This window comes from Methylobacterium sp. Leaf111, assembly GCF_001423285.1.
Classification (GTDB): domain Bacteria; phylum Pseudomonadota; class Alphaproteobacteria; order Rhizobiales; family Beijerinckiaceae; genus Methylobacterium.
This window is the reverse complement of sequence record NZ_LMNE01000007.1, coordinates 42,568-67,138: the sequence shown is the minus strand read 5'-3', so window position 1 is coordinate 67,138 and position 24,571 is coordinate 42,568. Positions and strand designations below refer to the sequence as shown.

The following is a 24,571-nucleotide window of genomic DNA, read 5'->3' as shown; positions in this document are numbered from 1 at the left end:
CGTGCCGCTGATCCTCGAGACCGTGGTGACCACCACCGCCCGCGACGGCGCGCTGCACCTGGTGCCGTTCGGGCTGATCCAGGACGGGGCGGACTGGATCCTGGCCCCGTTCCGGCCCTCCCCCACCATCCTCAACCTCGCCGACACCCCGGTCTTCGCCGCCTCGAGCCCCAGCGACGTGCGGGTGATCGCCGGCGCCGTCACCGGCCGGCGCGACTGGGCGACCCTGCCCTGCGACCGGATCGCCGGGCGCCGCCTCGCCGAGAGCTTCGGCCATGCGGAGTTCGAGGTGGTGGCGATCGAGGACGACCCGGTGCGGCCGCGTTACCGGGGACGGATGGTCCATTCGGCCGCGCACATGCCGTTCTTCGGCTATAACCGGGCGCAGGCGGCGGTGCTGGAGGCGGCGATCCTCTCCACCCGCCTGCACATGCTGGAGCCCGACAAGATCCTGACCGAGATGCGCTACCACGCCATCGCGATCGCCAAGACCGCCGGGCCCGCCGAGCGCGAGGCCTGGGACTGGATCGAGGACAAGGTCGCTGCGGCCCTCGGCCGCGACGACCGCATCCTCGAGCGTTCCCCCCCAGCACCCTAGACTGTGCTTTCCCGAGGAGACGAGGACCCGATGAAGCTACTCACTCTGGCGACCGTGGCGGCCTTCGCCGTCGTGTCGTTCGGCGCCCAGGCGCACGGCCCGACCCGCAAGAAGGTCGAGGAGACCGTCGAGATCAACGCGGCTCCCGACAAGGTCTGGGCCGTGATCGGCAACTTCCAGGACATGAGCTGGCTGCCGCCGGTCGAGAAGACCGAGGGCAAGGGCGGCAACGAGGTCAAGGCGACCCGGACGCTGACGCTCAAGGGCGGCGCCACCGTCGACGAAGAGCTGTACAAGTACTCCGCCGAGAAGATGAGCTACTCGTACCGGATCACCAAGGTCGACGTGAAGACCCTGCCGGTGAACGACTACTCCTCCACCCTCAAGGTCGAGGATGCCGGCGGCGGCAAGTCCAAGGTCGTCTGGGACGGCGCCTTCTACCGCGGCTACATGAACAACGATCCGCCGCCCGAGCTGAACGACGAGGCCTCCCAGAAGGCCGTGCGCGGCCTCTATCGCACGGGCCTCGACGCCCTCAAGGCCAAGCTCGAGAAGAGCGGTTCTTGATCGCTCCACGTTCGAGAACGGGGACGGGCCGGCGCTTCGCCGGCCCTCTCCTCCCCGGCCTGCCACGCCTTGGCCCCACGTATCTCGGCCGCACACGTCTCGGCCTCCCGCTTCTCGGCCTGCTGCTGCTCGGCGCGCCGGCCCGGGCCGACGAGGCCCTCGTCACCGCGCAGGGCGCCAACACCCTTGCGATCGTCGATCTCGAAGCCGGCAGCGTAGCCGCCCAGATCCCCATCGACGGCGCGCCGGCCGGCATCGCTCTTTCGCCCGACCGACGGACCGCCTACGTCACCCGCCCCGAGGGGCCGGGCCTCGCGGTGGTCGACCTCGCCACCCGCACGGTGACCCGCACCCTCGCGCTGCCCGGCGGGCCGCTGGGCATCGCGGTCAATCCGAAATCCGGCGCCGTCTACGTGGCCGACTGGTACGGCAGCCGCATCTTCGTGGTTTCGCCCGACGGCACGACGCTGGTGACCGAGATCCAGGTCGGCGCCTCCCCGTCCGGCCTCGCCGTGACTCTCGACGGCGCCACGCTGCTGGTCGCCAACCGCGAGGGCGATTCGGTCTCGGTGGTCGACGTCGCCACGGCCCGGGAAGTCCAGAAGATCCCGGTGGGCCAGCATCCGTTCGGCATCACCCTCGATGCCGAAGGCGCCCGCGCCTACACCGCCAACGTGACCTCGAACGACGTCTCGGTGATCGACGTGCCCGGCCGGCTCGAGATCGGACGGGTGACCACCGGCGAGCGGCCCTACGTGATCGCGCTGGCCGGCCCGCGCGGCTTCGTCACCGACCAGTATTCGGGCACCGTCACGGTGTTCAACCTGAAGACGCTGACCAACGTCGCCGCCATCGAGGTCGGCGACCACCCCGAGGGCATCGCCGCCTCCCGCGACGGCCGCACCCTCACGGTGGCGAACTGGGGCTCGAACACCCTGAGTCTGATCGACGCGACCACGCTCAAGGTGACGGGCGAGATCAAGGTCCCGGACGGGCCGCGCGCGTTCGGGGATTTCTTGCGGTGAGTGTCGGAGGCGGGGTGCGCTGCGCGTGAGGGGCCGGACCGGGCGGAGCGCTGACCCGGGCCTGTCGCCCCGAAGCGGCTGTTCCGCATCCGACCTTGAGCGGAAGGCGATTGTATCGTTGGCACATGCGGCTAGTGGTTTGTGGCTGCCGTGTTTGGTCTGGTTGCTGAACCCGAAGATTTCTTTGCAAGCGCTTCCATCACTGAGCGCCTATGCCAGAGAGCGGAGGCGACCAGGAGGCCCCCGCCAAAAGCGGTGAAGCCAAGGCCAAGCCATGCGTCAAAATGCGGCCAGAACTCGAGATCGGTCAAGTATGGATCGTTGCAGGTGTTTGGTCGCGGCGTGACTGTGACGTGATTTGAAAGGATCGGAGCCGCAGGGATGTCGACCAGTTTTACGACGTCACAACTAACGACACCATTATTTGTATTCATCTCAAATCGTAGCCGATATTTTGCTGAAGAGTTTCGACCTCCGGTATTTCCTATATAATTCGATGAGGCTCTATAGCTCTGGTTCTCTTGTATATAGATTTGTTTTTTTTGAGCCCGATATCAATTTATAGGAAAAGACTTGTGCGAAAGCGAAAAACATCAATGCCAGTAACGATAGGGCACTGGGTGTCCATGTTTTTTGCGACGGTTTAGCCATCATGTTGGTCAAGCCAGCTTCTTCTGGTTCGCGACGCGTGCCTCAAGGTGGTTCGGATCGTCGTGCAAACTGCGCATCCCGGCTGCGCGATTGAGGTGCGCAGACCGCCCGACCCGGACGCCGCTCCTCTTCGACTAGGCTGGCGCGAAGCGAAGCTTCCGAAGGGGCGCACACGGACGGGACCGAGCCGCGAGCTCCGACCCGAGAGCCTGCGCACCTTAGCCCCTCACGCCGCCGCCGGCGGCTCGGGCGCGTCAGGTCCCTCGGGCGAGTTCAGGATGTCCTCCAGCTCGTCCACCAGCATGTCGATCTGGTCCTGCGTCGCCAGCACCCGCACGGTCTGGCCGGTTTCGGTGGCGAGGGCGAGCTCGATGCCGCCGCCGGAGCGGGTGGCGAGGATGCGGGCGAGTTTCTGCGGCGTGCTCATGCGCGGGGTCTCTCCAGGGGATCAGGACGGATCGGCGGCCAGCAGCGCCACGGCGACGGCGGGGCCGCAGGTGGAGGCCCAGTCGGCCCCGGCCTCGGCGAGGCGGCCGGCGATCAGGTCGGTGAAGGCGACGACCGGCCGTCCGAGGCGCGCGGCCAGGCGTTCGGCGAGGAAGCGGCCGGCGCCGCACGCCACCACGGGCGCCGCGTCCGGCAGGGGCCGCTGCGAGAGCACCAGGGCCGCCGCATCGTGCAGCAGCCGAAGCTGACGTTCTGCAAAATGGGCCGCCAGGGCGCGCCACTCGGCGGCGCTGCCCTCGTCGCGGTCGCGGCCGACGATGCGGGCGAGGCGGGTCTCGCTCTCGGGAATCGACTTGCCCTTGAGGTCGACGCTGTGCTGCTGGTCGGCGCCCTCCGGCAGGTCGCCGAGGATGCGATGGATGTCGGCGGCCGTGGCGAAGGTCTCGGCCATCAGACCGGTGCGCCGGCCCCGGAACGGGGCGTGGTCGGCCAGCGCCACGAGATGCGAGCGCACCACCCCGGTATAGACGAGTTCCCCCGTCTCCAGGCGCTCGGCGTCGCTGTAGCCGGCCGCCACCGGAACCCCGGCGGCGATCGGGATCAAGTCGGCCGTGGTGGAGCCGATATCGACGAGGAGCCCGTCGGCGACCTGGCGGCCGATCAGGGCGGCGGTGGCGTGCCAGTTCGCCGAGGCGATGTCGGCGGCGTGCGCCGCGGCGGCTTCGGGGGCGAGGAGGCCGGACCGGCCGGCATAGATCCGCACCCGGCCGGTGAGGGTCGCCTCGGCCCAGGCGGAAATCTGCCGCACGCCGTCGGTGCGGCCGGCGAAGCAGTCGGTGAGTTCCCCCGTCATGGTGACGACGTGATCGGCCGTGTCCCGCGCCCAGTCGGGCAGCTGCGCCAGGGTCTCGTCGAGGGCGGGAAGCCCGCGCCAGAGGCGGCAGGGCGCCTGCACCACGGCCGCGACGCGGCCGTCGCGGACCAGGGCCGCCTTGACATGGACCCCGCCGAGATCCCAGCCGATCACCGGCGTGTCAGGGGATGGAGTCTGTGGGGTCACGGGCGGGCCTGAACACGGGAGAAAGCCGGATGGCGGACGAATTCGAGATCATTCCGGTGCTCGACCTGCGCCACGGAGCGGTGGTGCGGGCGCGGGCCGGAGACCGTGCTTCCTATGCCCCGATCGTGACGCCCTTGGCAAAGGGGTCGGCGCCGGCGGACGTCGCCCGCGGGCTCCTGGCGGCGGTGCCGGCCCGCATCCTCTACGTGGCCGACCTCGACGCGATCGTCGACAGCGCGGCCCCCGACCGGGCGAGCCTCGCCGCGATCGCGGCCGCCTGCCCCGGCATCACCCTCTGGGTCGATGCGGGATTTTCCGGGCCGGCCGGGGTCGAGGCCTTCCTGGCGACCGGTCTCGGCCGGCCGGTGATCGGCAGCGAGAGCCAGGCCGACGAAGGGCTCGTGCGCGCCCTGGGGGAGCGTGCCGTGTTCTCGCTCGATACGCGGGAGGGCGAGCGCCTCGGGCCGTCCAGCCTGCACGACACGCCGGCCCACTGGCCGCGCGACGTCATCGTGATGACCCTCGGGCGGATCGGCGTCGGGGCGGGGCCGGACCTCGACCGTCTGGCGGCGGTGGCGGCGTCGAGCCCGGCGACGCGCCTCTACGCGGCGGGCGGTGTGCGGGGCCCGGCGGATGTGGAGGTCCTGCGCCGCCGCGGCGTGGCCGGCGCCCTCGTGGCCTCCGCCATCCATGACGGGACGCTGCGCGGCTGAGGGCGCGCCCAAAAAAGAGGGGCGGCCCGAAGGCCGCCCCGTCTCATGTTCATCGTCCGAGGAAGATGGAAGCCAGTCGCTGGAGCAGGCCCCGCGGTGCGGGCGGAGGCGCGCTCTGCCCAGGACTGCCCCCGATCTAAGCGTTCGACGCGAAGGGGTGCGACGCGGAGTTGCGCTGCTCGGTGACGACGGCAGCGGTGGGCTCGCCCTTGACGGCGCGCTCGATGGAGAGCTTCACGGCGTCGTAGTTGTACTTCTGGATCTTGGCGTCGTCGGCCGCTTCCCAGTGAATGAACACGCCGACCAGGATGAACAGGTCGTCGGCCTCATCGGCGGGAATCGTGCCCTCGGCCACGCAATCCTGAACGGCCTTGGCGACACCGTGCTGGGCAGGGCCGAACATCTGGACGGCCTGACGGGCGTCGTTGATGGTGACCTTGTTGAACATCAGGGTGTTGGGCTTGCAGGGCAGGTTCGGCGCGATGACCGCGAGCAGGCTGGTGAAGCCGTGCTTGTTGTTCACGAGGCCGTTGCAGAAAGCGGCCTCGGCCGGCGAACCGCGCGGTCCGATGATCAGATCGATGTGGGCGACTTCGTTGCCATCGCCGACGAGGGCTTCGCCGACCAGAACCTTGTTGATCTTCGCCATGTGGGGTTTCTCCCAAAGTCTTGAAAAGACGTGGCCGCTCCCGAGCTCAGGGGGCGGCCGGCAGCTATCCTTGTTCACGGCGTCCAGTCCATCGAGGGACCGGACCGGTTAGCCCGGATCGCGGCGCGGACCCTACTCTGGGGTCCGGCCGGGAACAACCCTGCGCAGCCCGGTCGGCTTGGCAATTTATTCATCGGTGGACGGAACCTTCCCGAGAGGCCGTGAAATCCCGGTCGATCGGCCGGATTCAGGCTTCGGCCCGGAGGAGGCGGTCGAGGAACAGCGTCGCCACCGTGAAGTCCGCGCTGGTGCCCGGATTGAGTCGGGCCGCCTTCCAGGCGCGGTCCCGGTCGAGGAGGGCGTCCACGGGGGCCGCGGCGAGATCGAGGGCGAGCAGCGCCTCGGCCTCGGCCCGCAGGGCCTCCGCCCGGTCGGGGCCGTGCTTGCGCGCCACGTGGCTGTCGGGCACCCGGGCGAGATAGGCGAGATACAGGGCGGTGGTGCACCAGGGAGGGGCGAGACCCCGCGCCCGGGCCGCGGCCAGGGCCGGCAGGCCGATGGCGGACAGATCGGCGAAGCCCGTCACGTAGGCCCGCGCGATGGCGTCGCGCGGGGCGGCCTCCGCCATGGCGGCCCGAAGCGAGGCGGGGCCTTGTGGATCGGGACCCTGCGAATCGGTGACGTCGTAGCGCTCGGCCCGGCCGAGGCCGCCCGGATTGGCCCGGCGGATCGCCGCGAAGACGTCGCGGGCATCGGCGGCGTCGAAGCCGTCGAGCACGGTGGCGAGGGCGACCCGCAGCGGAGGGGCGGTCTCCGCCGCCCGGGCGAGGGGCGCGCAGAGGAGCAGGATGCCGAGATTGGTGTTCTGGCCGACGCGGTCCATCGTCGCCTCGACGGCCCGGAGCACCCGCCGGCCGACCGGCGCGCCCGCCTCGGCCAGGGCCGGAGCCGAGACCTCGGCGCTCGTCACGAAATCCGCCACCGCCATGCGGTGGCCGTCGGCGAAGGCGTGGACGTTGCCGGGCTTCAGGGCGTCGAGCTCGTCGAGGCAGCTCGCGCGGTAGGCGGCGGCGACGGTCCCGGGTGCGATCATCCGAGGGCCGAGACGAGGCGGGGCGGACGGGCGGCCCGCACGGCGTTAAGGAAGCCGCGGGCGACGGCGAGGGCGATGTCGACCTCGGTGACCTGCTGCAGCCCGGACCAGGCCGGCATCGAGTTCACCTCCAGCACGAGGTAGCCCCCCTGCCCGTCCTCGACGAGGTCGATGCCGGAATAGTCGACGCCGACCGCCGCGGCGGCCCGCTCGGCGAGTTCGGCCGCGGCGGGCGGCATCGTCCAGGGCAGCGGCCGGCCCCCGCGATGGACGTTGGTGATCCAGCCGTCGCCCTCGCGGATCATGCCCGCGATGGCGCGGCCCTCGCAGACGAAGACCCGGTAGTCGCGCCACAGCCCGTCGGTGCGGGCGATGTAGCGCTGCAGGTAGTAGACCCGGGACACCGCCTCCTCGTCGGGCAGGTCCTCGGGGCGCTCGATCAGCTGGAGGCCCTCGCCCTGCGAGCCGAAGAGCGGCTTCAGCACCAGGGGACGGCCGGGGCGGGCCTCCCGGGCCACGACCGCGGCGGCGGCGTCCCGCTTCGAGAGCACGTAGGTCTCCGGGGTCGGCAGGCCGGCCCGGTCGATGAGCAGGCTCGTCATCGCCTTGTCGACCGAGCGCTCGATCGCGCTCGGGGAATTCCACACGGTCGTGCCGCTGGCCACCAGGGCGTGCAGCACGCCCAGGCGCATGGTGGTCGCCTCGAAGGTGCCCCCCGCGATGGTGCGCAGGAGGACGCCGTCCGGCAGGGTCTCGAAGCCGGGCACCCGCAGGGGTTCGGGGCCCCCCGTCACCACTGCGACGTCGGCCATGGAGAACAGCACCGGCGCGGCGCCGAGCTGTTCGAGGGCGGCCCTCAGGCGTGCCTTGTGCCAGTTGCCGTTATCGGCCGCGAGCCCGATCCGCATGCTTTCTCACTACCTCAACGTCGGTTCCCTCTCCCCCCTGCGGGAGAAGGTGGCCCGCGTCAGCGGGTCGGATGAGGGGAGCGCCATATCCGGATACGTCGCCCCCTCTCCCGCCTGCTCCGCAGGTACCCTCCCCCGCAGAGGGGGGAGGGTTCTTGCACGTCCGGTCAGCGGAACGACGCCTCGACCAGCTCCGGCATCAGCTTGCCACCGCGAAAACTCTTGCCGGTGGTGACCGAGGTGACGATGACCTCGGCCGGGCTGAAGAGGGCGCCGTCGATCTTGTAGAAGTCGCCGTTCACCCGGGAGAAGATGTCGGCGAAGGGCGCGCCGTGGTCGGCGGAGTTCGACGAGGGGATCTGCTCGGCGAGCTGCCGGGCGTCGGCCTCGTCGGCCTCGACGAAGAGCTGCACCCGGCCGCCGTAGATGATGGCGTCGTTGGTGCGGCCCATGGCCTGGATGAAGTCCGGGTGCGGCGGCGAGAGCGGCGCGGAACCGATGCCGTCCACGATCGTGTGCAGGTCGAAGCCGACCGTGTGGGCCTTGTGCAGGGCCACCTCGAGGACGCGGGCGACGACCTGGGTCGAGCCGGCCAGGCTCTGGGTCGGGGCGTAGATGAAGGTGAGCTGCTCGGGGCTGAGGCCTGTGGCCTCGGCCACCTTGGCGATGACCGAGGCCGGCGGGCCGCCGGCGGCTTCCAGCACCAGGGCGGTCCGCTGCGCGGTGTCCTTGTAGCCGAGCTCGCCGTAGAGGTCCTCCACCGCCGCGACGGCGCGGCCGGGGCCGGAGCCGAGGGCGAAGAAGCCCGAATCCCCGGTCTCGTCGGCCAGCGACCAGCCGGCATACTGGCTGCCGAGGCAGGCGATGACCGGATCGGCGGCGTGCACGATCACCGAGTAGGGCCAGGACGCGATCGGGCCGGACGGCGCGATCGAGACGGTGCCGAGGCCGCCGAGACAGATCTCGGCGATGCGGCGGCCGGCCTCGATGGAGCCGCGCACGGTGGCGCCGGCATCGATCATGCGGGCGCCGTTCTCGGTGGTCACGGACAGGCGCAGGGCCTCGGCATCGGCGACCAGCCGCTCCACCAGGGGAGCGGTCAGAGCGTTGACGCTCGGAAACGGGAATTTCGCGCCGCTCGGGCTCGTGGTCATGGGTGTCCCTCCGTCAGGGCGAGCTGGATCCGCAATTCGGCGGCCCGGCCTCGCAACATCGCTCTCGTGGCGGCCGAGTCCGGCCCTGTGGCGAACAGGGTGCACAGGGGCGCGTGGCGCGCCACCGTGGTGCCGGGTCTTGGGCGGTCGCGCACGAAATCCGGCCAGGTGATCGGCGGTATCGGCGCGTAGCCGCTGGCCGCGTAGCAGATTTCGGACGCCGCCGCATCCACCGGTGCGGGTTCGGGATCGCCGAGGCGGCCGAGGCTCGCGGCGATATGCAGGCCGAGCAGGGGTGTCGCGCGCCGGTCGAGCACGTCGAGGGTCGCCCCCGGGCGGGGATTGATCTCGGTCAGCCACCAGGCCTCGCCGTCGACGAGGCAGTCGGCGCTGGCGAGGCCGGCGAGGCCGGTCGCCGCCGCGAGGCGGGTCACGCCCGCGACGATGTCCGCCTGCAGACGTGGCTCGAGGATCGGTGGTTCGTGGCGGCCCCGTTCCAGAGCGCCGGCATAGCGGAAGGGGTGCAGGGGAGACGGGGCGCACCATTGCTCGGTCACGCCCACGACTCGGACGGCGCCGCCGGCAGCCAGGACCGAGATTGCGACGGCGCGGCCCGGCACCCGGGCCTGAAAGTAGGCGCCGGGCGGCGCCGCACCGGCGGTCGCCCGGCGGATGTGGGTGCCGCCCGAGCCCCCGGCCCGCTTGAGGAGCCAGGCGGACCGATCCGGCACGGGGGCGCGGGTCACGGCCGGGTGCGGCACGCCGTGCGCCCGGCACAGGGCCGCGAAGGTGGCCGGGTCCTTCAGCGCACCGACGCAATCCGGGCTCGCGCCGAGGAGACGGTAGCGGCCCGCGATGGCCCGCATCAGCGCGGGCGCCGCCTCGAAGCCGCTGCCCAGCACGATGCCGAGGGGCTTTTCCGATCCCAGGGACGCGAGTTCGTCCAAGCGGGCGACGAGGGCATCACCCGCGAGCCCGGCCCCGAAGCGGCCCTCGGCCTGGCGGTACCCCTCGGCCAGCGCCTGCGTGTCGGCATCGCCGAACAGGTCGAGCACGAGGGGCCGCAGGCCCGCCCGCCGGGCCGCCTGAGCCAGGGCGCGGCCGGACTGGGCGGCGACGAGGAGGGTCTGTCCGGGGCCCAGCCCCGGGTGGGCCGCCCTCAGCCCGCCACCTCGACCGCCAGGGTGTAGGCATCGCGAAAATCGAGGCAGAGGGGCTCGTGGGATTCGAGCATGCGGCGGAACAGGCGGGATTCGGTCTGGTACTTGACGTTGCCGACCGCCAGCGCGCCGATGCCGACGCCCCGGCCCGTGGGCAGGGGCACGTCGATGGCGTTGACGTCGATGCCGGCGATGCCGGCGGGCGGCACGGCGTTGACGTCGGAGGCCACGAGCAGGTTCGGGGCGGATTCGAGATCCTCCGCCGTCAGGATCGGGATGCCGGCCGGGCCGGCCGAGAGGATCACGTCGGCCTTGCCGATCGCGGCGCGGCGCGCGGCGACGGTGGAGCCGTCCACGGCCTCGACCTCGACGCCGAAGCGCCAGCGCATGGTGTTGGCGATCTTGCTGACACGCTCCTCGCCGTCATGGCCGACGATCACCGCGTTGGCGCCGTGGAGGGCGCCGATCACGGCCGCGACATAGGCGACGACGCCGGCTCCGCCGAAGATCACGATGCGCTTGCCCTCGAGGCCGGTGTCGAACTTCGATTTCAGGGCGCGGGTCACCTCGGCCACCATGGCGGCGCCGGTGGTGAAGGAGCCGGCAGGGTCGGCGAAGATGTGGTTGGCGAAGGGCGGCACCAGGGCCTTCTTGGCCCGGTCGACCATGTCGAGGGCGTCCTCGGCGTTCTTGCCGCCGATGAAGATGCCGGTGCGGACGCCGTCCTGGGGGCTGCGCGAGAAGATCGAGTCCTGGACCAGGGTCGTCACGTCCGCGAGCGTGGCGTTGGTGTAGGTCGCGATCGTCTCGAAGCCCGCATCCACCGCCATGTTCACGTCGAACGGGCTCATGTGCTTCAGGGGCGTGATCATGTGCAGGATCGAGCGGGCCATCGTCGGACTCCCTTCGTGCTGTGACGCGGCCCGATCGTGCGCGGAGGCGTCGAATTGTCAAAGCCCGCCGGGTTCGGGTGGGCGGAAGCTCGGCTCTAGCGGGATTCGTCTTAAAGCGCGGTGACCGACGCGCCGGTGTTGCGTCCCCGGGCGATCAGGAACCTGAGGGGACCCGGCCGCTCCAGCATGCCCACGAGGGCGCGGGCCTCGGCCTCCGAGGGCACCAGGGCGAAGCCGGTGGGCCCCCAGGAGCTCTGGCCGTAGCCGGCGAGTCCGAGGTCGGCGACGGCGGCGAGCGCCGCGGCCACGGCGGGGCTGGCGAAGCGCCCGCCCTGGTGGGGCGCGAAGTGGTCGCCGATGAGCTGCTGGATCCGGGTGATGCCGGCGCCGAACCCCTCCGGCTCGGCCGTGACCGCGGCCGGCAGCACCTGCATCAGCACGATGCGGCAGATCTCGGCCGCCTGCGCCTCCGGGAAACGCGGCAGGTCGCGGAAGGCCGCGACCTCGCGGGTGCCGTGGACGCCGGTCATCTCGGTGTCGAGGATCAGCACCACGCGCCAGGCCTCCGGATAGGCCAGGCGGGCGATCACCGGCGGCGGGTTGCCGTCGGGGTCGCGGCCGCCATCGACGATGAGGCCCCCCTGGGTGAAGGCCGCGAGGCCGACCCCCGAGCGGTTCCCCCGGTCGAGAGCGTCGGCGAAATCCTCCGGCGCGAAGGGCCGCCCGGCCAGGCCCGCCAGCGCGGCCGCCACGCTGAGCGCCAGCTGCGTGCCGGAGCCGAAGCCCGCATGGGCGGGGATCGCCGATTCGATGGTCAGTGCGGCGTGACCGGCAATGCCGAGGTGGCCCGCGGCCGCCAGCGCATAGGCGGCGGCCCGGCGTGCCTCCGGCCCGGTCACGTCGAGGCGCTCGGCCGGACGGGCGGTCAGGGTCACGGCGGGGGCGTCGAGGGCGAGGCCGATGCTGCCGAAGCGCCGGCCGAGGCCGCCATGCAGGTCGAGGAAACCGAAATGCAGGCGGGCCGGGGCGTGCACGCGAAGGCCGGCGCCGGGTCCGCCCGGCCCGCTTGGGATCCGCATCACGTCGATCCCCTCCATCGTGCCCCGTCCTCCCCGCTCCGAACGGCCTCGTGCCCCCGCGGGCCGCCGATCCCGCGCCGCCGGCTTCTCCCACGGAGCGCCGACCCGTCGCAAGCGCATCGGACAAATCTCCCGCCGCGGTGCCGGGCGTCTGATTCGCCCGACGCGGTTCAGGGGGGTTGCCTGGGGGGCGGCGGCGATGCAAACGTGCCGCCCCAACGACACGGACTGGCTCAGTCCCGCCGTGCGCGACGCCGAATACGGCGCGCGCCGGGCCCTCGATTTTCCAAGGTGCAACGCATGGCGGCCTGGGTGAAGGGTGGTGCGACGGACGCGGACGCGGCGGTGGAGGCCGCCGCCACGCTCCTCGCTTCAGCGCAGAATGTTGTCCTGGCGGGGCTCTGCGCCGAGTTGAGCGCGGTGCGCGCCGCCTACCATCTCGCCGACGCCCTCGGTGCCTCCGTCGATCCCGTGGCTGGCCCGAGCCTCTATGCCGAGCTCGGATCGCTCAGCCGCAGCGGGGCCATGACGACGACGCCCGCCGAGGCCGTCGGCCGGGCCGATGCGGTCCTCATCGTGGGCAACGCCCCCTGGGACCGCCCCATCGTCCAGGACATCGCCGGCACGCAGGCGACGCGGGGCCGCGCCGCCGGTTCCGAGCGGGTGATCCTGTCCCTGGGCGGCCCGCGCAACGGCGCCACCCGACACGTAGCCTATCCGGCAGAGGTCGGCGGCCTCGCCGTCTCGGTCGCGCATCTGCGCGCCTTCCTGAAGGGCAACCTCGGCGGCGAGGCGGCCTATGCCGACCTGGCCCGGCGCCTCGCCGCCGCGCAGTACGGCGTCGTGCTGTACGACCCGGCCGAGATCGGCGAACTGGGCGTCGAGATGCTCCAGGGCATGATCAAGGACCTCAACGAGGTCACGCGCTTCTTCGGCCTGCCCCTCGCCGATCCGTTCCAGGGCCGTGCCCTCCTGCAGCTCGCCGCCTGGACCACCGGCCAGGCCCCCCGCGTCGGTTTCGGCCGGCACGTGCCCGAGCACGATCCCTGGCGCTTCGACAGCGCCCGCCAGATCGCCGCCGGCGAGGCGGACGCCGCCCTGTGGCTCGCCTCCCTGCCCGCCCCGCGCCCCGACTGGCTCGGCACCCTCCCCAGCGTCGCCATCGTGGGCGTCGGCAGCCCGGAGGCCGGCGGCGACGTCGCCGACGTGGTCTTCGCCGTGGGCGTTCCCGGCGAGAGCGCCGGCGGCAGCCTGTGGGACGAGCGCCGGGCGGCGATCACCTACGCGCCGGCCCCCGGCCCGACCGCCGAGCTGAGCGCGGCCGGCATCCTCACCGCCATCCACGATCGACTTCAACACCGCCTCATGCAGAAGAAGGCCGCCGCATGCTGATCCGGATTCACGGAGGCCGGGTCGTCGACCCGACGGCCGGCCGCGACGCGGTCGGCGAGGTCTGGATCGAGAACGGGCGCGTCGTGCCCGCCTCCGACCGCGCGCCCGACCGCACCGTCGACGCCACCGGCTGCGTGGTGATGGCGGGCGGCGTCGAGGTCCATTCGCACATCGCCGGCGGCAACGTGGTGATGAGCCGCCTGCTGCTGCCCGAACTCTACGCCAGCGAGGCCGCGCCCGAGGGCCATCCCTTCGCGCATGCGGGCGGCTCGGCCGCCTGGATCGGCGCGAACTACGCCCGGATGGGCTACACCCTGGCGGTCGAGCCGGCGATGCCGCCCGCCAACGCGCTCGCCACCCAGCTCGAACTCGCCGACATCCCGCTGCTCGACCGCGGCGCCCTGACGGTGATGGGCAACGACGACCATCTGCTCCAGCTCCTGCGGGCGCGCGAGGGCAAGGCGGCGGTGCGCGACCTCGTCGCCCTCTCGGTGGCGACCTCGCGGGGCCTCGGCGTCAAGTGCATCAACGCGGGCGGCGCCTCGGCCTTCAAGGACGGGATGCTGAAGCTCAGCCTCGACGACGAGATCCCGGTCTACGGCCTCTCCACCCGCAAGATCATGGGCGCCCTCCTCGACGCGGTCGAGGAGATCGGCGTGCCGCACCCGCTGCACGTCCACTGCAACAACCTCGGCATCCCGGGCGCCGACGAGTCCTTCGTGGACACCCTGGAGGCGGCGGAGGGGCGGCGCATCCACTTCGCCCACGCCCAGTTCTACGGCTACGGCGTCGCCGACCCCGAGAACCCCCTCACGGGCGGCTTCCGCTCGGCGGCCGAGCGCATCACCGAGGCCATGGAGGCGCACCCCAACGCCACCTACGACGTCGGCCAGGTCGCCTTCGGCCAGACCGTGACGATCTCCCTCGACATCCTGCGCCAGTTCGCCGGTCGCAAGGGCGCCAACCCGAAGAAGTGGATCGTCACCGCGGGCGACGCGGAGGGCGGCGGCGTGGTGCCGTTCCTTTACAAGCCGCGCGGCGCCGTGAGCTCCCTGCAATGGGCGATCGGCCTCGAGCTCATGCTCCTGTCCAAGGAGCCGGAGCGCACCATCCTGACCACCGACCATCCGAACGGCGGTCCCTTCACCGACTACCCGCGCATCATCCACTTCCTGATGGACAAGGAGGAGCGCGACCGCGAGATATCCTCCCTGCACAAGGTGATCGCCGAGCGCTCCGGCCTCTGCGCCATCGAGCGCGAGTACAGCTTCTCGGAGATCGCCCAGCTGACGCGCTCGGGTCCCGCCAAGCTCCTCGGGCTCGCCGATCGCGGCCATCTGCGCGAGGGCGCCCGGGCCGACGTCGCGATCTACCGCGACGACCCTGACCGCACGGCCATGTTCGCCCGCGCCAAGCTGGTGCTCAAGGACGGCGAGACCATCGTGGAGGACGGCGAGGTGGTGGCCTGGCGCTCGGGCCGCACCCTGGAACTCGCCGTCGAGTCCGACAAGGCGATGGTGGCCCGCTCCGAGACCTACCTGCAGGACCGCTTCGGCACCGGCCTGAAGAGCTTCGCGGTGCCGGACGAGGCCTTCCCGAAGCCGGACGTGTTCGCGGAGGTCGCATGTCGGTCGTGAGAAAGATGCGTCGCGTGGGGACGGGTGACTGAGATGACGGACCTCACCCTCAACGGCATTCCGGTGATCGACACCTTCGCGGAGGCGTTCGACGTCGCCGGAACGGCGATCATCATCACCAACGACACGGCCAAGTGGGCGATGATCGCCGCCACCGTGATGACGGGCTTCGCCACCTCGGTGATCGGCTGCGGCGCCGAGGCCGGGATCGACTGCGAGCTCTCCCCCGAGGAGACCCCGGACGGGCGCCCCGGCGTGCGCGTGCTGCTGTTCGGCTTCGAGCCGAACGGCCTCAAGGACCAGCTCCTCAAGCGGGTCGGCCAGTGCATCCTCACCTGCCCGGGCACCGCCTGCTACGCCGGCGTGGACGGCCCCACGAAGATCAAGCTCGGCGGCGCGATCCGCTACTTCGGCGACGGCTTCGCGGTGGCTAAGCGCCTGACCGACCCGGTCACCGGCAAGGCCCGGCGCTACTGGCGCATCCCCGTCATGGACGGCGAGTTCCTGTGCGAGGACTTCGTCCGCGCGGTGGACGGCGCGGTCGGCGGCGGCAACCTGCTGTTCCTCGGGCGCAAGCACGCCGACACCCTGAAGGTCGCCGAGATCGCCGTGGAGGCCGCCCGCGCGGTCTCCGGCGCGATCCTGCCCTTCCCGGGCGGCATCGTCCGCTCCGGCTCGAAGGTGGGCGCGCGCACCAAGGGCATGATGGCCTCGACCAACGACGCCTATTGCCCGACCCTCAAGGGCCGGGCCGGCACCGAGCTCTCGGCCGAGGTCGGCGTCGTGCTGGAAATCGTCATCGACGCGCTCACCTCCGACGCGGTGGCCGAATCCATGCGCGCGGCCCTGCATGCGGCGACCGAAGCGGGGGCGGCGCACGGGCTGGTGGCCGTCACGGCCGGCAATTACGGCGGCAATCTCGGCCGCCACCATTATCATCTGAAGAACCTGCTCTCGAAGGAGCCGGGCAGCGAGGCTGGAGCGGCATGAGTACCCTCACCCTGCGCCAGGAGCCGCCGGAGCGGCTCGATTTCCTGCACGTCACTCCGCTCGCGCTCAGCGGCCTGACCGAGGCCGAGGCGGGCAAGCTCCCCGTCGGCACGGGCCGGCGCGGCCTGACGCTCGGCGATTGCTTCACGCTGTCCCTCGACGGCTCCGACGACCTCGTCATAGAGGGGGGCTCGTCGCGCCTCGACCGGGTCGGCGCATCGCTGAGCGGCGGCCGCATCCGGGTCACCGGCGATGTCGGGCAGCGCCTCGGCGAAGGCATGGCCGGCGGCTCGGTGACGGTCACGGGTTCGGCCGGTCCCTTCGCGGGCTCGGGCGCCACCGGCGGCACGATCACGATCGAGGGCGATGCCGGCGACCATGCCGGCGGCGCGGTCTACGCCGCCAAGGCCGGCCTCGACGGCGCCACCCTGGTGATCCGCGGCAGCGCCGGCGACTATCTCGGCGACCGCATGCGGCGTGGCCTGATCCTGGTCGGCCGGGCGGGCACCCATGCGGGCGCGCGGATGATCGCCGGCACCATCGCGGCGACGAGTCTGGGCGACCATCCGGGCTACGGCATGCGCCGGGGCACCCTCCTGGCCGGCGCCGTCGGGGCCGTGTCCCCGAGCTTCGTCGAGACCGGCACGCACGATCTCGTGTTCCTGCGCCTCCTGGCCCGCTCGCTGCGCCCCCTCAGCCCGGCCCACGCGGATCTCGCCGCCGGGGCCCTGACGCGCTACTCGGGCGACCTCGCCACCCTCGGCAAGGGCGAGCTCTGGGTGGCGGCCTGAGGCCGTCTCCGGCTCTTTCGGGCGCGCCCACGGCGAACCGGAGGGCCGGGCCCACCGTCTCGGCCCCGGAGGGGCGGCCCTCGATGCCGGGCCGATGACCCTCCGGACTTGCACAATCCTCCCGATCGGACAATTTTCTGCGTCCGCGGGCGGTACCATAGTGCCGGTGTCCCGCTTGTCCCCAGCGCGAACCCGGCCTCCTCATGCTCATCCTGCTCTCGATCTGCCTCCTGTCGCAGCCCTCGCAGTGCCGCGAGGACAAGATCGACCTTTTGTTCGAGGCGCGCAGCCCGAACATCTGCCTGCGCAACTCCCAGAGCGCCATCGCCAAGTGGCAGGCGGAGCACCCGGAATGGCAGGTGACGCGGTGGCGCTGCGCCGTCCGGGGCAGCCAGCCGCGCGACCTGTAAGCGGGGCGCCCGCGATCAGGGGCGCGCGCCCCGCGCCCGCCGCGCGGCAACGCTTGCAACCGAACCGGCCCTGAGCCTACAGAGCATGCGCGCCCGATGTTGATCGCAAGGTCGTCGGAGCAGACGGGATGATCAGGCAAACGCGGAATGCAGTGCAGTCCGGGTGGCCGTCCTGGTCAAGGCCCGAGAAACACGTCGGGACGATTGCGCAAGACGGTTTGGCAGGACGATCGGGCAAGACGATGTCGGCACGACCATGCGCTCGCTGAAGGTCCGGTTCGCGCTCCTGCTCGGCGGCACCGCGCTCCTCGTGGTCCTGGCGGCCCTCGGCGTCCTCGCCTCGATCGGCGCCGCCGAGCGCACCATCGACCGGACGCTGGCGGCCCAGGGGCGCCTCGAACTTCTGGTCGAACTCTCCGGGCGCATGACCCAGTACGGGCTCGCCGCCCTGGAGGCGGTGAGCAACCCGGATGCGCAGCCGGAGGGACTCGCGGTGGCGCGCGCCCATGTCGACCGCGCCCTGGTGGCGGTGGACGAGGCCCTGGGGCGCTCCATCGCGTCGAGTGACGACCCCCTCGACCGCACCCAGTACGCCGCCCGCACCCGGCCTCTCGCCCAGCTGCGCGCGGCCCGCGCCGTCCTCGACCGGCAGGTGACCCAGGTGCTGCGCCAGTCGGAGGACGAGTCGCGCCGGGCGGCGATCCGGGGCGCCCTGAACGGCTTCGGTGCCATGACCGGGCAACCGCTCTCCTTCCTGATCGAGGTGGAGCGGCGCTCGATGATCGCCGGCTCGGACGCGGCGCGCGCGCTCTCCGGCACCCTGCGGGTCGCGTCGCTGGCCGCCGTGGCGGGGGCGCTCGCCCTCGTGCTCCTGCTCTACCGGGCGGTGACCCGTCCCGTGCTGGCCCGGATCGAGGCGGTGCGCCGCGCCGCCGGCGCGGTGGGCCGGGGCGAGCTCGACACCCGCCTGTCGGTGGCGACCCGCGACGAGCTCGGCCTGCTCGTGGCGAACTTCAACCGCATGGCCGCCCGCCTCGCCCGGCGCGAGGGCCGGCTCGCGGCCGACCGGGCCGCCCTGGAGGACACGGTGGCGGCCCGCACCCTCGATCTGCGCGCCGCCAATGCCCGCCTGGAAGCGGTGGACCGCTCGCGCCGGCGCTTCTTCGCCGATGTCAGCCACGAGCTGCGCACGCCCCTCACGGTCATCCTGGGCGAATGTGACATCGCGGCCCGCTCGGCCGGGCGCCAGACCGACGTCACCCCGGTCTTCGCCACCATCCGCAAGCGCGCCCTGCGCCTGAAGCGCCGGGTCGAGGACCTGCTGCGCGTCGCCCGCTCCGAATCGGGGCAGATCGAGCTCGACCGCCGCCCGGTGGGCGCGGGGGAGATCCTCGCCGACGCCGTCGACGGCATGGGCTCCGAGGCCGCCCGCCGCCGCGTGGCGCTGAGCCTCGCTCTGGTCGAGGCCGACCCGATGCTGCTCGCCGACCGGGAATGGCTGCGCCAGGTGGTCGAGAGCCTGATCGACAACGCCCTGCGCCACGCCACCGGGCTCACCCGGGTGGTGGTCGCCCTGGCGCGGGCGGAGGGGGGGCACGCGGTGGTGACGATCACCGACGACGGGCCCGGCTTCCCCGACCTCGGCGACGGCCTGTTCGAGCGCTTCCGCCGCGACAGCCCCACGGGAGAGGCCGGCTTCGGCATCGGCCTGGCCCTGGCGCGCTGGGTCGTGGAGCGGCATGATGGCACGATCCGCCTCGGGGCGGGTCCGGGCGGGCGCGGTGCGCAGGTGGCCCTCGATCTGCCCGCGCTGTCCCCCAGCGACGCCGAGCATCCCCCCTCGCCTCACCCGACGGGCGCCCAGGAGACCGTGGCATGACGCGCGTACTGATCGTCGAGGATGACAGCGACATTCGCGCCATGCTCGCCCGCGGCCTGGAGGCGGAGGGCTTCTCCGTCGGCGTCGCCGGACGGGTCGACGACGCCCTCGCGGCCGCCCGCGCCGAGGCGCCCGAGGCGGTGGTTCTCGACATCACCCTGCCGGACGGCTCCGGCCACGATGTCTGCCGCTCCCTGCGCGAGGGCGGCTATCCGGGGCCGATACTCTTCCTCTCCGCCCGGGACGAGGTCCGCGACCGCGCCGAGGGGCTGGCGCTCGGGGCCGATGACTACATCGTGAAGCCCTTCGTCTTCGACGAGCTCCTGGCCCGCCTCCAGACCCACCTCCTGCGCCGCAAGGCCTCGGAGGAGCCCCGCACCCTGGTCACCGCCGGCAAGCTGATGCTCGACCTGACCGTCCGTCAGGTCGGATTCGCGGATGCGACGGCGCGCCTCACCCCCCGCGAGGCCGAGCTCCTCGCCCTGCTGATGGACAACGCCAACCACCCGGTCTCGCGGGGCGACATCTTCGACAAGCTCTGGGCCGGTCAGGGCGGCCTCTCCCTGAATGTCGTCGATGTCTACGTGGGTTACCTGCGGACCAAGCTGTCCGACTTCGTCCGCCTCGGCGGCCCGGTCATCGTCACGGTGCGGGGCCGGGGCTTCATGCTGGACCTGAAGGGACAGGATTTCCGGCACTGAAACGGGCATGCCGCGTTAACGCCGACACCGGATTCGCGGGGGTGGACGGGAGGAACCGGCAATTTAGCGCTTGAACTGCCGGGCCAAATTGTCGATACCAGCGCGGCGACAGAAATCTCTGCGCCGTCAGTGTCTTACGATCTTCTTAGAGGCGATCGGGATGCTGCTGACGTTCAGAAGAAACCTTCAGGAGAAACACCATGACCTGGGCTGCCCCCATCGTTTCCGAGATCTGCGTCGGCATGGAAGTCACCAGCTACGAGTCGGCTGAGATCGACACCTTCAACTGAGTTTCGTCGAACCCGAGGGTCCGAAGGCAGCGTCGGTTCCACCATGCATGTCCTGATCCTCGGTTCGGCCGCGGGCGGCGGCCTTCCCCAGTGGAATTGCCGCTGCCCGATCTGCTCCCTCGCCCGTGAGGACGAGACCCGCGTCAGGCCGCGGACCCAGTCGAGCATCGCCGTCTCCCCCGATGGAGAGCGCTGGCTCCTGGTGAACGCCTCCCCCGATCTCCGCCAGCAACTGTTCGACAATCCGGCGATGCACCCGCGCACGGGGCTGCGGCACTCGCCGATCCAGGCCGTGCTGCTGACCAACGGCGACGTCGACCACGTCGCCGGCCTGCTGACCCTGCGCGAGGGCCAGCCCTTCACCCTCTACGGCACCGCCGGCATCCTCGACTCCGTCAACGCCAACCGGGTGTTCGACGTGATGGCCACGGGCGTCGTCGCCCGCGAGCCGATCGCCCTCGACCGGCGCTTCGAGCCGGTGCCGGGCCTGCACGTCACCCTGTTCGCGGTGCCCGGCAAGGTGCCCCTCTGGCTGGAGGACGAGACCCTGCAGATCGGCGCCGAGACCGAGACCACGGTGGGCGCGATGATCGAGGCCGGCGGGCGGCGCCTCGCCTACATTCCCGGCTGCGCCCGCGTCACCGAGGACCTGAAGGCCCGCATCGGCGGGGTCGACGGCCTGCTCTTCGACGGGACCGTGCTCCTCGACGACGACATGATCCGCGCCGGCGTCGGCACCAAGACCGGCTGGCGCATGGGCCACGTGCCGATGACCGGCGAGGGCGGCTCCATCGGGGCCCTGTCCGACGTCGCGATCGGCCGCCGGGTTTTCGTCCACATCAACAACACCAACCCGGTGCTGGTCGAGGGCTCCGAGGCGCGGCGCCAGGTCGAGGCCGCGGGCTGGACCGTGGCCCATGACGGTTTGACGCTGACTCTTTCGTGAGGCGTCCATCTGGCAGTTTAGTGCCGACGACATACATTGTGTCCGATTGAATTGCGTCGGCGCGCCCGCGGCCTTCACGGGGCGCGGCTCGATTGATAAGAAAAGTTCCTAAAACCGCTCCACGCTGATCCGCGAGCCACGCCATGACCGCGCCCTTCCCGACCCCGAAGACCGATGAGGCCCAGCGCCTGCTCTCGCCGGAGGAGCTGGAAGCGGCCCTGCGCGACATCGGCGCGCGCCGCTACCACAACCTGCACCCGTTCCACCGGCTCCTGCACGACGGCAAGCTCAGCAAGGATCAGGTCCGGGCCTGGGCGCTGAACCGCTACTATTATCAGGCGATGATCCCGGTGAAGGACGCCGCCGTCCTCGCGCGCATGACCGACGCGTCCCTGCGCCGGGTCTGGCGCCAGCGCATCGTCGACCACGACGGCGACGCCCCCGGCGACGGCGGCATCGAGCGCTGGCTCAAGCTCGCCGAGGGCGTGGACTTTGCCCGCGACTACGTGGAATCGACGCAAGGCATCCTGTCGGCAACCCGGTTCTCGGTGGATGCCTACGTGCACTTCGTGAAGGAGCGCTCGCTGCTGGAGGCCATCGCCTCCTCGCTCACCGAGATGTTCTCGCCGACCATCATCTCGGAGCGGGTGGCCGGGATGCTGAAGAACTACGACTTCATCACCAAGGACACGCTGGCCTATTTCGACAAGCGCCTGACCCAGGCTCCGCGCGACGCCGACTTCGCCATCGCGTACGTCAAGGAGCACGCCACCACGCCGGCCCTGCAGCGCCAGGCGATGGATGCCCTGACCTTCAAGTGCAATGTGCTCTGGACCCAGCTCGACGCCCTCTACTTCGCCTACGTGGCCCCCGGCCTGACCCCGCCCGACGCCTGGACGCCCGGCACGGGGCTCGTCCCCGAGCCCGCCGTGGCGCAGGCGGCCGGCACCGGCACCCTCGCGGCGCTCGACGTGCCGCGCCTGCCCCGGGGCGTGCGCCTGCGCCACGATGCCGTGCGCAACCAGCACGTCCTCCTGGCGCCCGAGCGCACCTTCGACCTCGACGCCAACGCGGTGGCGGTTCTCGAACTGGTCGACGGGCAGCGCAGCGTGCGCGCCATCGCCGCCCTGCTGGGCGAGAAATTCACGGCGGACCCCGCCGTGATCGAGGCCGACATCCTCGTGATGCTGAACGATCTGGCCACGAAACGGGTCCTGGAGCGATGAACGCGATCACGCCGAACGCCCCCACCCTGCCGGCACCGGTCGGGCTCCTGGCGGAGCTCACCCATCGCTGCCCCCTGCGCTGTCCCTACTGCTCGAACCCGCTCGAGCTCGACCGGCGCTCGGGCGAGCTCGACACCGCCACGTGGCAGCGGGTGCTGACGGAGGCGGCGGGCCTCGGCGTGCTGCACGTCCACCTCTCGGGCGGCGAGCCGACGGCGCGCAACGACATCGTCGAGATCACCGCGACCTGCGCGAAACTCGGCCTGTATTCCAACCTCATCACCTCCGGCGTCGGGGGCGCCCTGCAGAAGCTCGACGCGCTCTACGAGGCGGGCCTCGACCACGTGCAGCTCTCGGTGCAGGGCGTCGACGCGGCCAATGCGGAGAAGATCGGCGGCCTCAAGAACGCCCAGCCGCAGAAACTCGCCTTCGCCGAGCGGGTGACCCAGCTCGGCCTGCCGCTGACGCTGAACTCGGTGATTCACCGGGGCAACATCCACGAGGTCGAGGGCTTCATCGATCTCGCGGTGAAGCTCGGGGCCAAGCGCCTGGAGGTGGCCCACACCCAGTATTACGGCTGGGCCTACGTGAATCGCGCCGCCCTGATGCCGAATAAAGCGGAGGTCGACCGCTCGATCCGCATCGTCGAGGCCGCCCGCGAGCGCCTGAAGGGCCAGCTCGTCATCGACCTCGTGGTGCCCGACTACTACGCGAAATACCCCAAGGCCTGCGCCGGCGGCTGGGGGCGCAAGCTCATGAACGTGACGCCGCAGGGCAAGGTGCTTCCCTGCCACGCGGCCGAGACGATCCCGAACCTCGAATTCTGGTACGTGTCCGACCATTCGCTCGGCGACATCTGGGCGAACGCGCCGGCCTTCACGGCCTATCGCGGCACGGACTGGATGCAGGAGCCCTGTCGCTCCTGCGACCGGCGCGAGAAGGACTGGGGCGGCTGCCGCTGCCAGGCCCTGGCTCTCGCCGGGGATGCGGCGGCCACCGATCCGGCCTGCTCGCTCTCGCCGCTCCACGCCAAGGTGCGGGGCCTCGCCGCCGAGGAGGCGGCCGAGACCCCGCCCGACTACATCTACCGGACCATCGGCAGTAACGTGCAGCCCAATGTACGTCCGCCGCTGAATGAGGAAGCGCCGCTTTGAAGCCCGTCACACTCGCCGCGCTGCTGATGCTCGCCAGCGCACCCGCCCTCGCCCAGACCCCGCCGACCACCCCCGCGCCACCGGCGACGCCCGACGCGTCCGCCGTGACAAAGGCCAGCACCGCGACGACGCCCGACGCCTCGGACCTGCTCTTCGAGCAGCCGCAGATGAAGAACGTCCCGCCCGGGTCGAAGCTGACCTACGATTACCTGCGCCGCAGCGGCATCTCGAAGGGCCCGTTCGGACCGCCGCTGAACGACACGATCAAGCTCGGGATCGAGCCCGGCAACGCTGCGGAGAACCGCAACATCCGCGTGGAGATGTTCTCCGGGGCCAACCGTTTCCCGGCCGGCCCGTTCGAGGACATGCCCGGCAACCCGGTGATGACGCTCTTCCTGGAGCACCATCTCATGGATCTCGCCCGCGTGCTGATGGCCAATCCGCGCTACATCAAGAACGCCATCCGCAAGGGCCTGCGCGACAACGCCACCGTGACGCCGATGCAGATCGACTACAAGGGCCAGAAGGTCGACGCTTGGCGCATCGAAACTCAGCCCTTCCTCGACGACAAGATGAAGGAGCGCATGCGCGGCTTCGAGAACCTGAAATACACCTTCGTCACGTCCGCGGCCGTGCCGGGCGAGCTCGTCTCGATCGAGGCGAGCTCCAAGAACGCCGAGGGCGGCGAACTCCTGCAGGAGAACCTGAGCTATGATCCGAACGCTGGTTAAGCGGCTCCCGCACCTCGCCGCCGGCGCCTGCGCCGCGGCCTTCCTGGCGGGTGCGGCGACCGCGGCCGAGTCCGAGAACGACTACCCCACGGAGGCCCGGGCCGACTACATCTTCGGCTGCATGGCGGCGAACGGCCAGTCGCGCGAATCCTTGTCGCGCTGCTCCTGCTCCCTGGATGCCCTCGCCTCGCTGCTGCCCTACGACAAGTATGTCCAGGCCAGCACCGTGCTGTCCCTGCGCCAGGGCATCGGCCAGCGCACCGCGCAGTTCAAGTCGACCAAGGTCTTCGACGATCAGGTGGCCGACCTGCGCCGGGCCCAGGCCGAGGCCGAGATCCGCTGCTACCGCGGCGGGACCTGACCGGGTCACGCGGACGTCGCAGGGGCGCCGCCCGGCGGCGGCGCAGGACTTGGCTCCGTTCGGCCC

26 protein-coding genes are annotated in these 24,571 nt (G+C 71.4%); 17 read left to right on the top strand and 9 right to left on the bottom strand.

What is annotated here, in order from left to right:
• The first annotated feature begins 1 nt into the window (after window position 1).
• The 3 genes from ASF41_RS07650 to ASF41_RS07640 all read left to right on the top strand — a co-directional run bounded on the left by ASF41_RS07650 (window position 2) and on the right by ASF41_RS07640 (window position 2,190).
• Window positions 2-598 carry a DUF447 domain-containing protein gene (locus ASF41_RS07650; RefSeq protein WP_056220330.1) on the top strand — a complete coding sequence of 199 codons (597 nt, stop codon included), beginning with the start codon at window positions 2-4 and terminating at the stop codon, window positions 596-598.
• A gap of 30 nt (window positions 599-628) precedes the next feature.
• The gene (locus tag ASF41_RS07645) at window positions 629-1,165 is read left to right on the top strand and encodes an SRPBCC family protein (RefSeq protein WP_056220328.1); all 537 of its coding nucleotides are present in this window, start codon (window positions 629-631) and stop codon (window positions 1,163-1,165) included.
• Window positions 1,166-1,284: 119 nt separating this feature from the next.
• Window positions 1,285-2,190, top strand: coding sequence for a beta-propeller fold lactonase family protein (locus ASF41_RS07640; protein ID WP_244479589.1), 906 nt, complete (start codon window positions 1,285-1,287; stop codon window positions 2,188-2,190).
• Window positions 2,191-3,067: 877 nt separating this feature from the next.
• Here ASF41_RS07640 and ASF41_RS07635 read toward each other — a convergent pair.
• Both ASF41_RS07635 and ASF41_RS07630 read right to left on the bottom strand, forming a co-directional pair.
• Window positions 3,068-3,268 (bottom strand): hypothetical protein, encoded by a 201-nt coding sequence (locus ASF41_RS07635; protein ID WP_056492103.1) that lies wholly within the window; start codon window positions 3,266-3,268, stop codon window positions 3,068-3,070.
• Window positions 3,269-3,289: 21 nt separating this feature from the next.
• The gene (locus tag ASF41_RS07630) at window positions 3,290-4,315 is read right to left on the bottom strand and encodes a hydantoinase/oxoprolinase family protein (RefSeq protein ID WP_244479587.1); all 1,026 of its coding nucleotides are present in this window, start codon (window positions 4,313-4,315) and stop codon (window positions 3,290-3,292) included.
• 62 nt (window positions 4,316-4,377) lie between these two features.
• Here ASF41_RS07630 and ASF41_RS07625 point away from each other — a divergent pair, with 62 nt between their 5' ends.
• Window positions 4,378-5,061 carry a HisA/HisF-related TIM barrel protein gene (locus ASF41_RS07625; protein WP_056348623.1) on the top strand — a complete coding sequence of 228 codons (684 nt, stop codon included), beginning with the start codon at window positions 4,378-4,380 and terminating at the stop codon, window positions 5,059-5,061.
• Window positions 5,062-5,197: 136 nt separating this feature from the next.
• On the opposite strand, the gene fae is transcribed toward ASF41_RS07625, so the two are convergent.
• The 7 genes from fae to ASF41_RS07590 all read right to left on the bottom strand — a co-directional run bounded on the left by fae (window position 5,198) and on the right by ASF41_RS07590 (window position 11,997).
• On the bottom strand, window positions 5,198-5,710 hold the full coding sequence (fae, locus tag ASF41_RS07620) for a formaldehyde-activating enzyme (RefSeq protein WP_056220318.1): 513 nt from the start codon (window positions 5,708-5,710) through the stop codon (window positions 5,198-5,200).
• 247 nt (window positions 5,711-5,957) lie between these two features.
• Complete coding sequence (locus ASF41_RS07615; protein ID WP_056492097.1) at window positions 5,958-6,803, bottom strand: triphosphoribosyl-dephospho-CoA synthase; 846 nt, start codon at window positions 6,801-6,803, stop codon at window positions 5,958-5,960.
• Complete coding sequence (locus ASF41_RS07610) at window positions 6,800-7,711, bottom strand: RimK family alpha-L-glutamate ligase (RefSeq protein ID WP_056270623.1); 912 nt, start codon at window positions 7,709-7,711, stop codon at window positions 6,800-6,802. Before ASF41_RS07610 ends, ASF41_RS07615 begins: the two co-directional genes overlap by 4 nt.
• 167 nt (window positions 7,712-7,878) lie before the next feature.
• Window positions 7,879-8,865: a methenyltetrahydromethanopterin cyclohydrolase gene (mch, locus tag ASF41_RS07605; RefSeq protein ID WP_056220310.1), complete on the bottom strand. Its 987-nt coding sequence runs from the start codon at window positions 8,863-8,865 to the stop codon at window positions 7,879-7,881.
• Window positions 8,862-9,920, bottom strand: coding sequence for an ATP-grasp domain-containing protein (locus ASF41_RS07600; RefSeq protein WP_082504161.1), 1,059 nt, complete (start codon window positions 9,918-9,920; stop codon window positions 8,862-8,864). The genes mch and ASF41_RS07600 overlap by 4 nt, the downstream gene beginning before the upstream one ends.
• Before the next feature lie 104 nt (window positions 9,921-10,024).
• Window positions 10,025-10,918, bottom strand: a complete 894-nt coding sequence (locus tag ASF41_RS07595) for an NAD(P)-dependent methylenetetrahydromethanopterin dehydrogenase (RefSeq protein ID WP_056220304.1) — start codon at window positions 10,916-10,918, stop codon at window positions 10,025-10,027.
• A 110-nt stretch (window positions 10,919-11,028) separates the two neighbouring features.
• Window positions 11,029-11,997 carry a beta-ribofuranosylaminobenzene 5'-phosphate synthase family protein gene (locus tag ASF41_RS07590; RefSeq protein WP_056270703.1) on the bottom strand — a complete coding sequence of 323 codons (969 nt, stop codon included), beginning with the start codon at window positions 11,995-11,997 and terminating at the stop codon, window positions 11,029-11,031.
• A 300-nt stretch (window positions 11,998-12,297) separates the two neighbouring features.
• Here ASF41_RS07590 and ASF41_RS07585 point away from each other — a divergent pair, with 300 nt between their 5' ends.
• The 13 genes from ASF41_RS07585 to ASF41_RS07525 all read left to right on the top strand — a co-directional run bounded on the left by ASF41_RS07585 (window position 12,298) and on the right by ASF41_RS07525 (window position 24,505).
• Complete coding sequence (locus tag ASF41_RS07585; protein WP_056348613.1) at window positions 12,298-13,389, top strand: hypothetical protein; 1,092 nt, start codon at window positions 12,298-12,300, stop codon at window positions 13,387-13,389.
• Window positions 13,383-15,026, top strand: a complete 1,644-nt coding sequence (locus ASF41_RS07580) for a formylmethanofuran dehydrogenase subunit A (protein ID WP_056220298.1) — start codon at window positions 13,383-13,385, stop codon at window positions 15,024-15,026. The genes ASF41_RS07585 and ASF41_RS07580 overlap by 7 nt, the downstream gene beginning before the upstream one ends.
• A 33-nt stretch (window positions 15,027-15,059) precedes the next feature.
• Complete coding sequence (gene fhcD, locus ASF41_RS07575; protein WP_056220295.1) at window positions 15,060-16,016, top strand: formylmethanofuran--tetrahydromethanopterin N-formyltransferase; 957 nt, start codon at window positions 15,060-15,062, stop codon at window positions 16,014-16,016.
• Window positions 16,013-16,807, top strand: coding sequence for a formylmethanofuran dehydrogenase subunit C (locus ASF41_RS07570; RefSeq protein WP_056492092.1), 795 nt, complete (start codon window positions 16,013-16,015; stop codon window positions 16,805-16,807). Before fhcD ends, ASF41_RS07570 begins: the two co-directional genes overlap by 4 nt.
• A gap of 203 nt (window positions 16,808-17,010) precedes the next feature.
• Window positions 17,011-17,217 carry a hypothetical protein gene (locus ASF41_RS07565; RefSeq protein ID WP_056492087.1) on the top strand — a complete coding sequence of 69 codons (207 nt, stop codon included), beginning with the start codon at window positions 17,011-17,013 and terminating at the stop codon, window positions 17,215-17,217.
• Window positions 17,218-17,473: 256 nt separating this feature from the next.
• Window positions 17,474-19,096, top strand: coding sequence for a HAMP domain-containing sensor histidine kinase (locus ASF41_RS07560; RefSeq protein WP_056270609.1), 1,623 nt, complete (start codon window positions 17,474-17,476; stop codon window positions 19,094-19,096).
• On the top strand, window positions 19,093-19,797 hold the full coding sequence (locus tag ASF41_RS07555; protein ID WP_055951546.1) for a response regulator transcription factor: 705 nt from the start codon (window positions 19,093-19,095) through the stop codon (window positions 19,795-19,797). The genes ASF41_RS07560 and ASF41_RS07555 overlap by 4 nt, the downstream gene beginning before the upstream one ends.
• 200 nt (window positions 19,798-19,997) lie before the next feature.
• A complete protein-coding gene (gene pqqA / locus ASF41_RS07550; protein ID WP_055889187.1) occupies window positions 19,998-20,087 on the top strand; it encodes a pyrroloquinoline quinone precursor peptide PqqA in 90 nt (29 codons plus the stop codon).
• Between the two features lie 43 nt (window positions 20,088-20,130).
• Entirely contained in the window at window positions 20,131-21,033 is a 903-nt protein-coding gene (gene pqqB, locus ASF41_RS07545) for a pyrroloquinoline quinone biosynthesis protein PqqB (RefSeq protein WP_056492084.1), read from the top strand.
• Window positions 21,034-21,176: 143 nt separating this feature from the next.
• Window positions 21,177-22,259: a pyrroloquinoline-quinone synthase PqqC gene (pqqC, locus tag ASF41_RS07540; RefSeq protein ID WP_056492081.1), complete on the top strand. Its 1,083-nt coding sequence runs from the start codon at window positions 21,177-21,179 to the stop codon at window positions 22,257-22,259.
• Window positions 22,256-23,413, top strand: coding sequence for a pyrroloquinoline quinone biosynthesis protein PqqE (pqqE, locus tag ASF41_RS07535; RefSeq protein ID WP_056382755.1), 1,158 nt, complete (start codon window positions 22,256-22,258; stop codon window positions 23,411-23,413). The genes pqqC and pqqE overlap by 4 nt, the downstream gene beginning before the upstream one ends.
• A complete protein-coding gene (locus ASF41_RS07530; protein ID WP_244479586.1) occupies window positions 23,410-24,144 on the top strand; it encodes a hypothetical protein in 735 nt (244 codons plus the stop codon). The genes pqqE and ASF41_RS07530 overlap by 4 nt, the downstream gene beginning before the upstream one ends.
• Window positions 24,125-24,505 (top strand): hypothetical protein, encoded by a 381-nt coding sequence (locus tag ASF41_RS07525; RefSeq protein ID WP_056220271.1) that lies wholly within the window; start codon window positions 24,125-24,127, stop codon window positions 24,503-24,505. Before ASF41_RS07530 ends, ASF41_RS07525 begins: the two co-directional genes overlap by 20 nt.
• The last annotated feature ends 66 nt before the right edge of the window (window positions 24,506-24,571 follow it).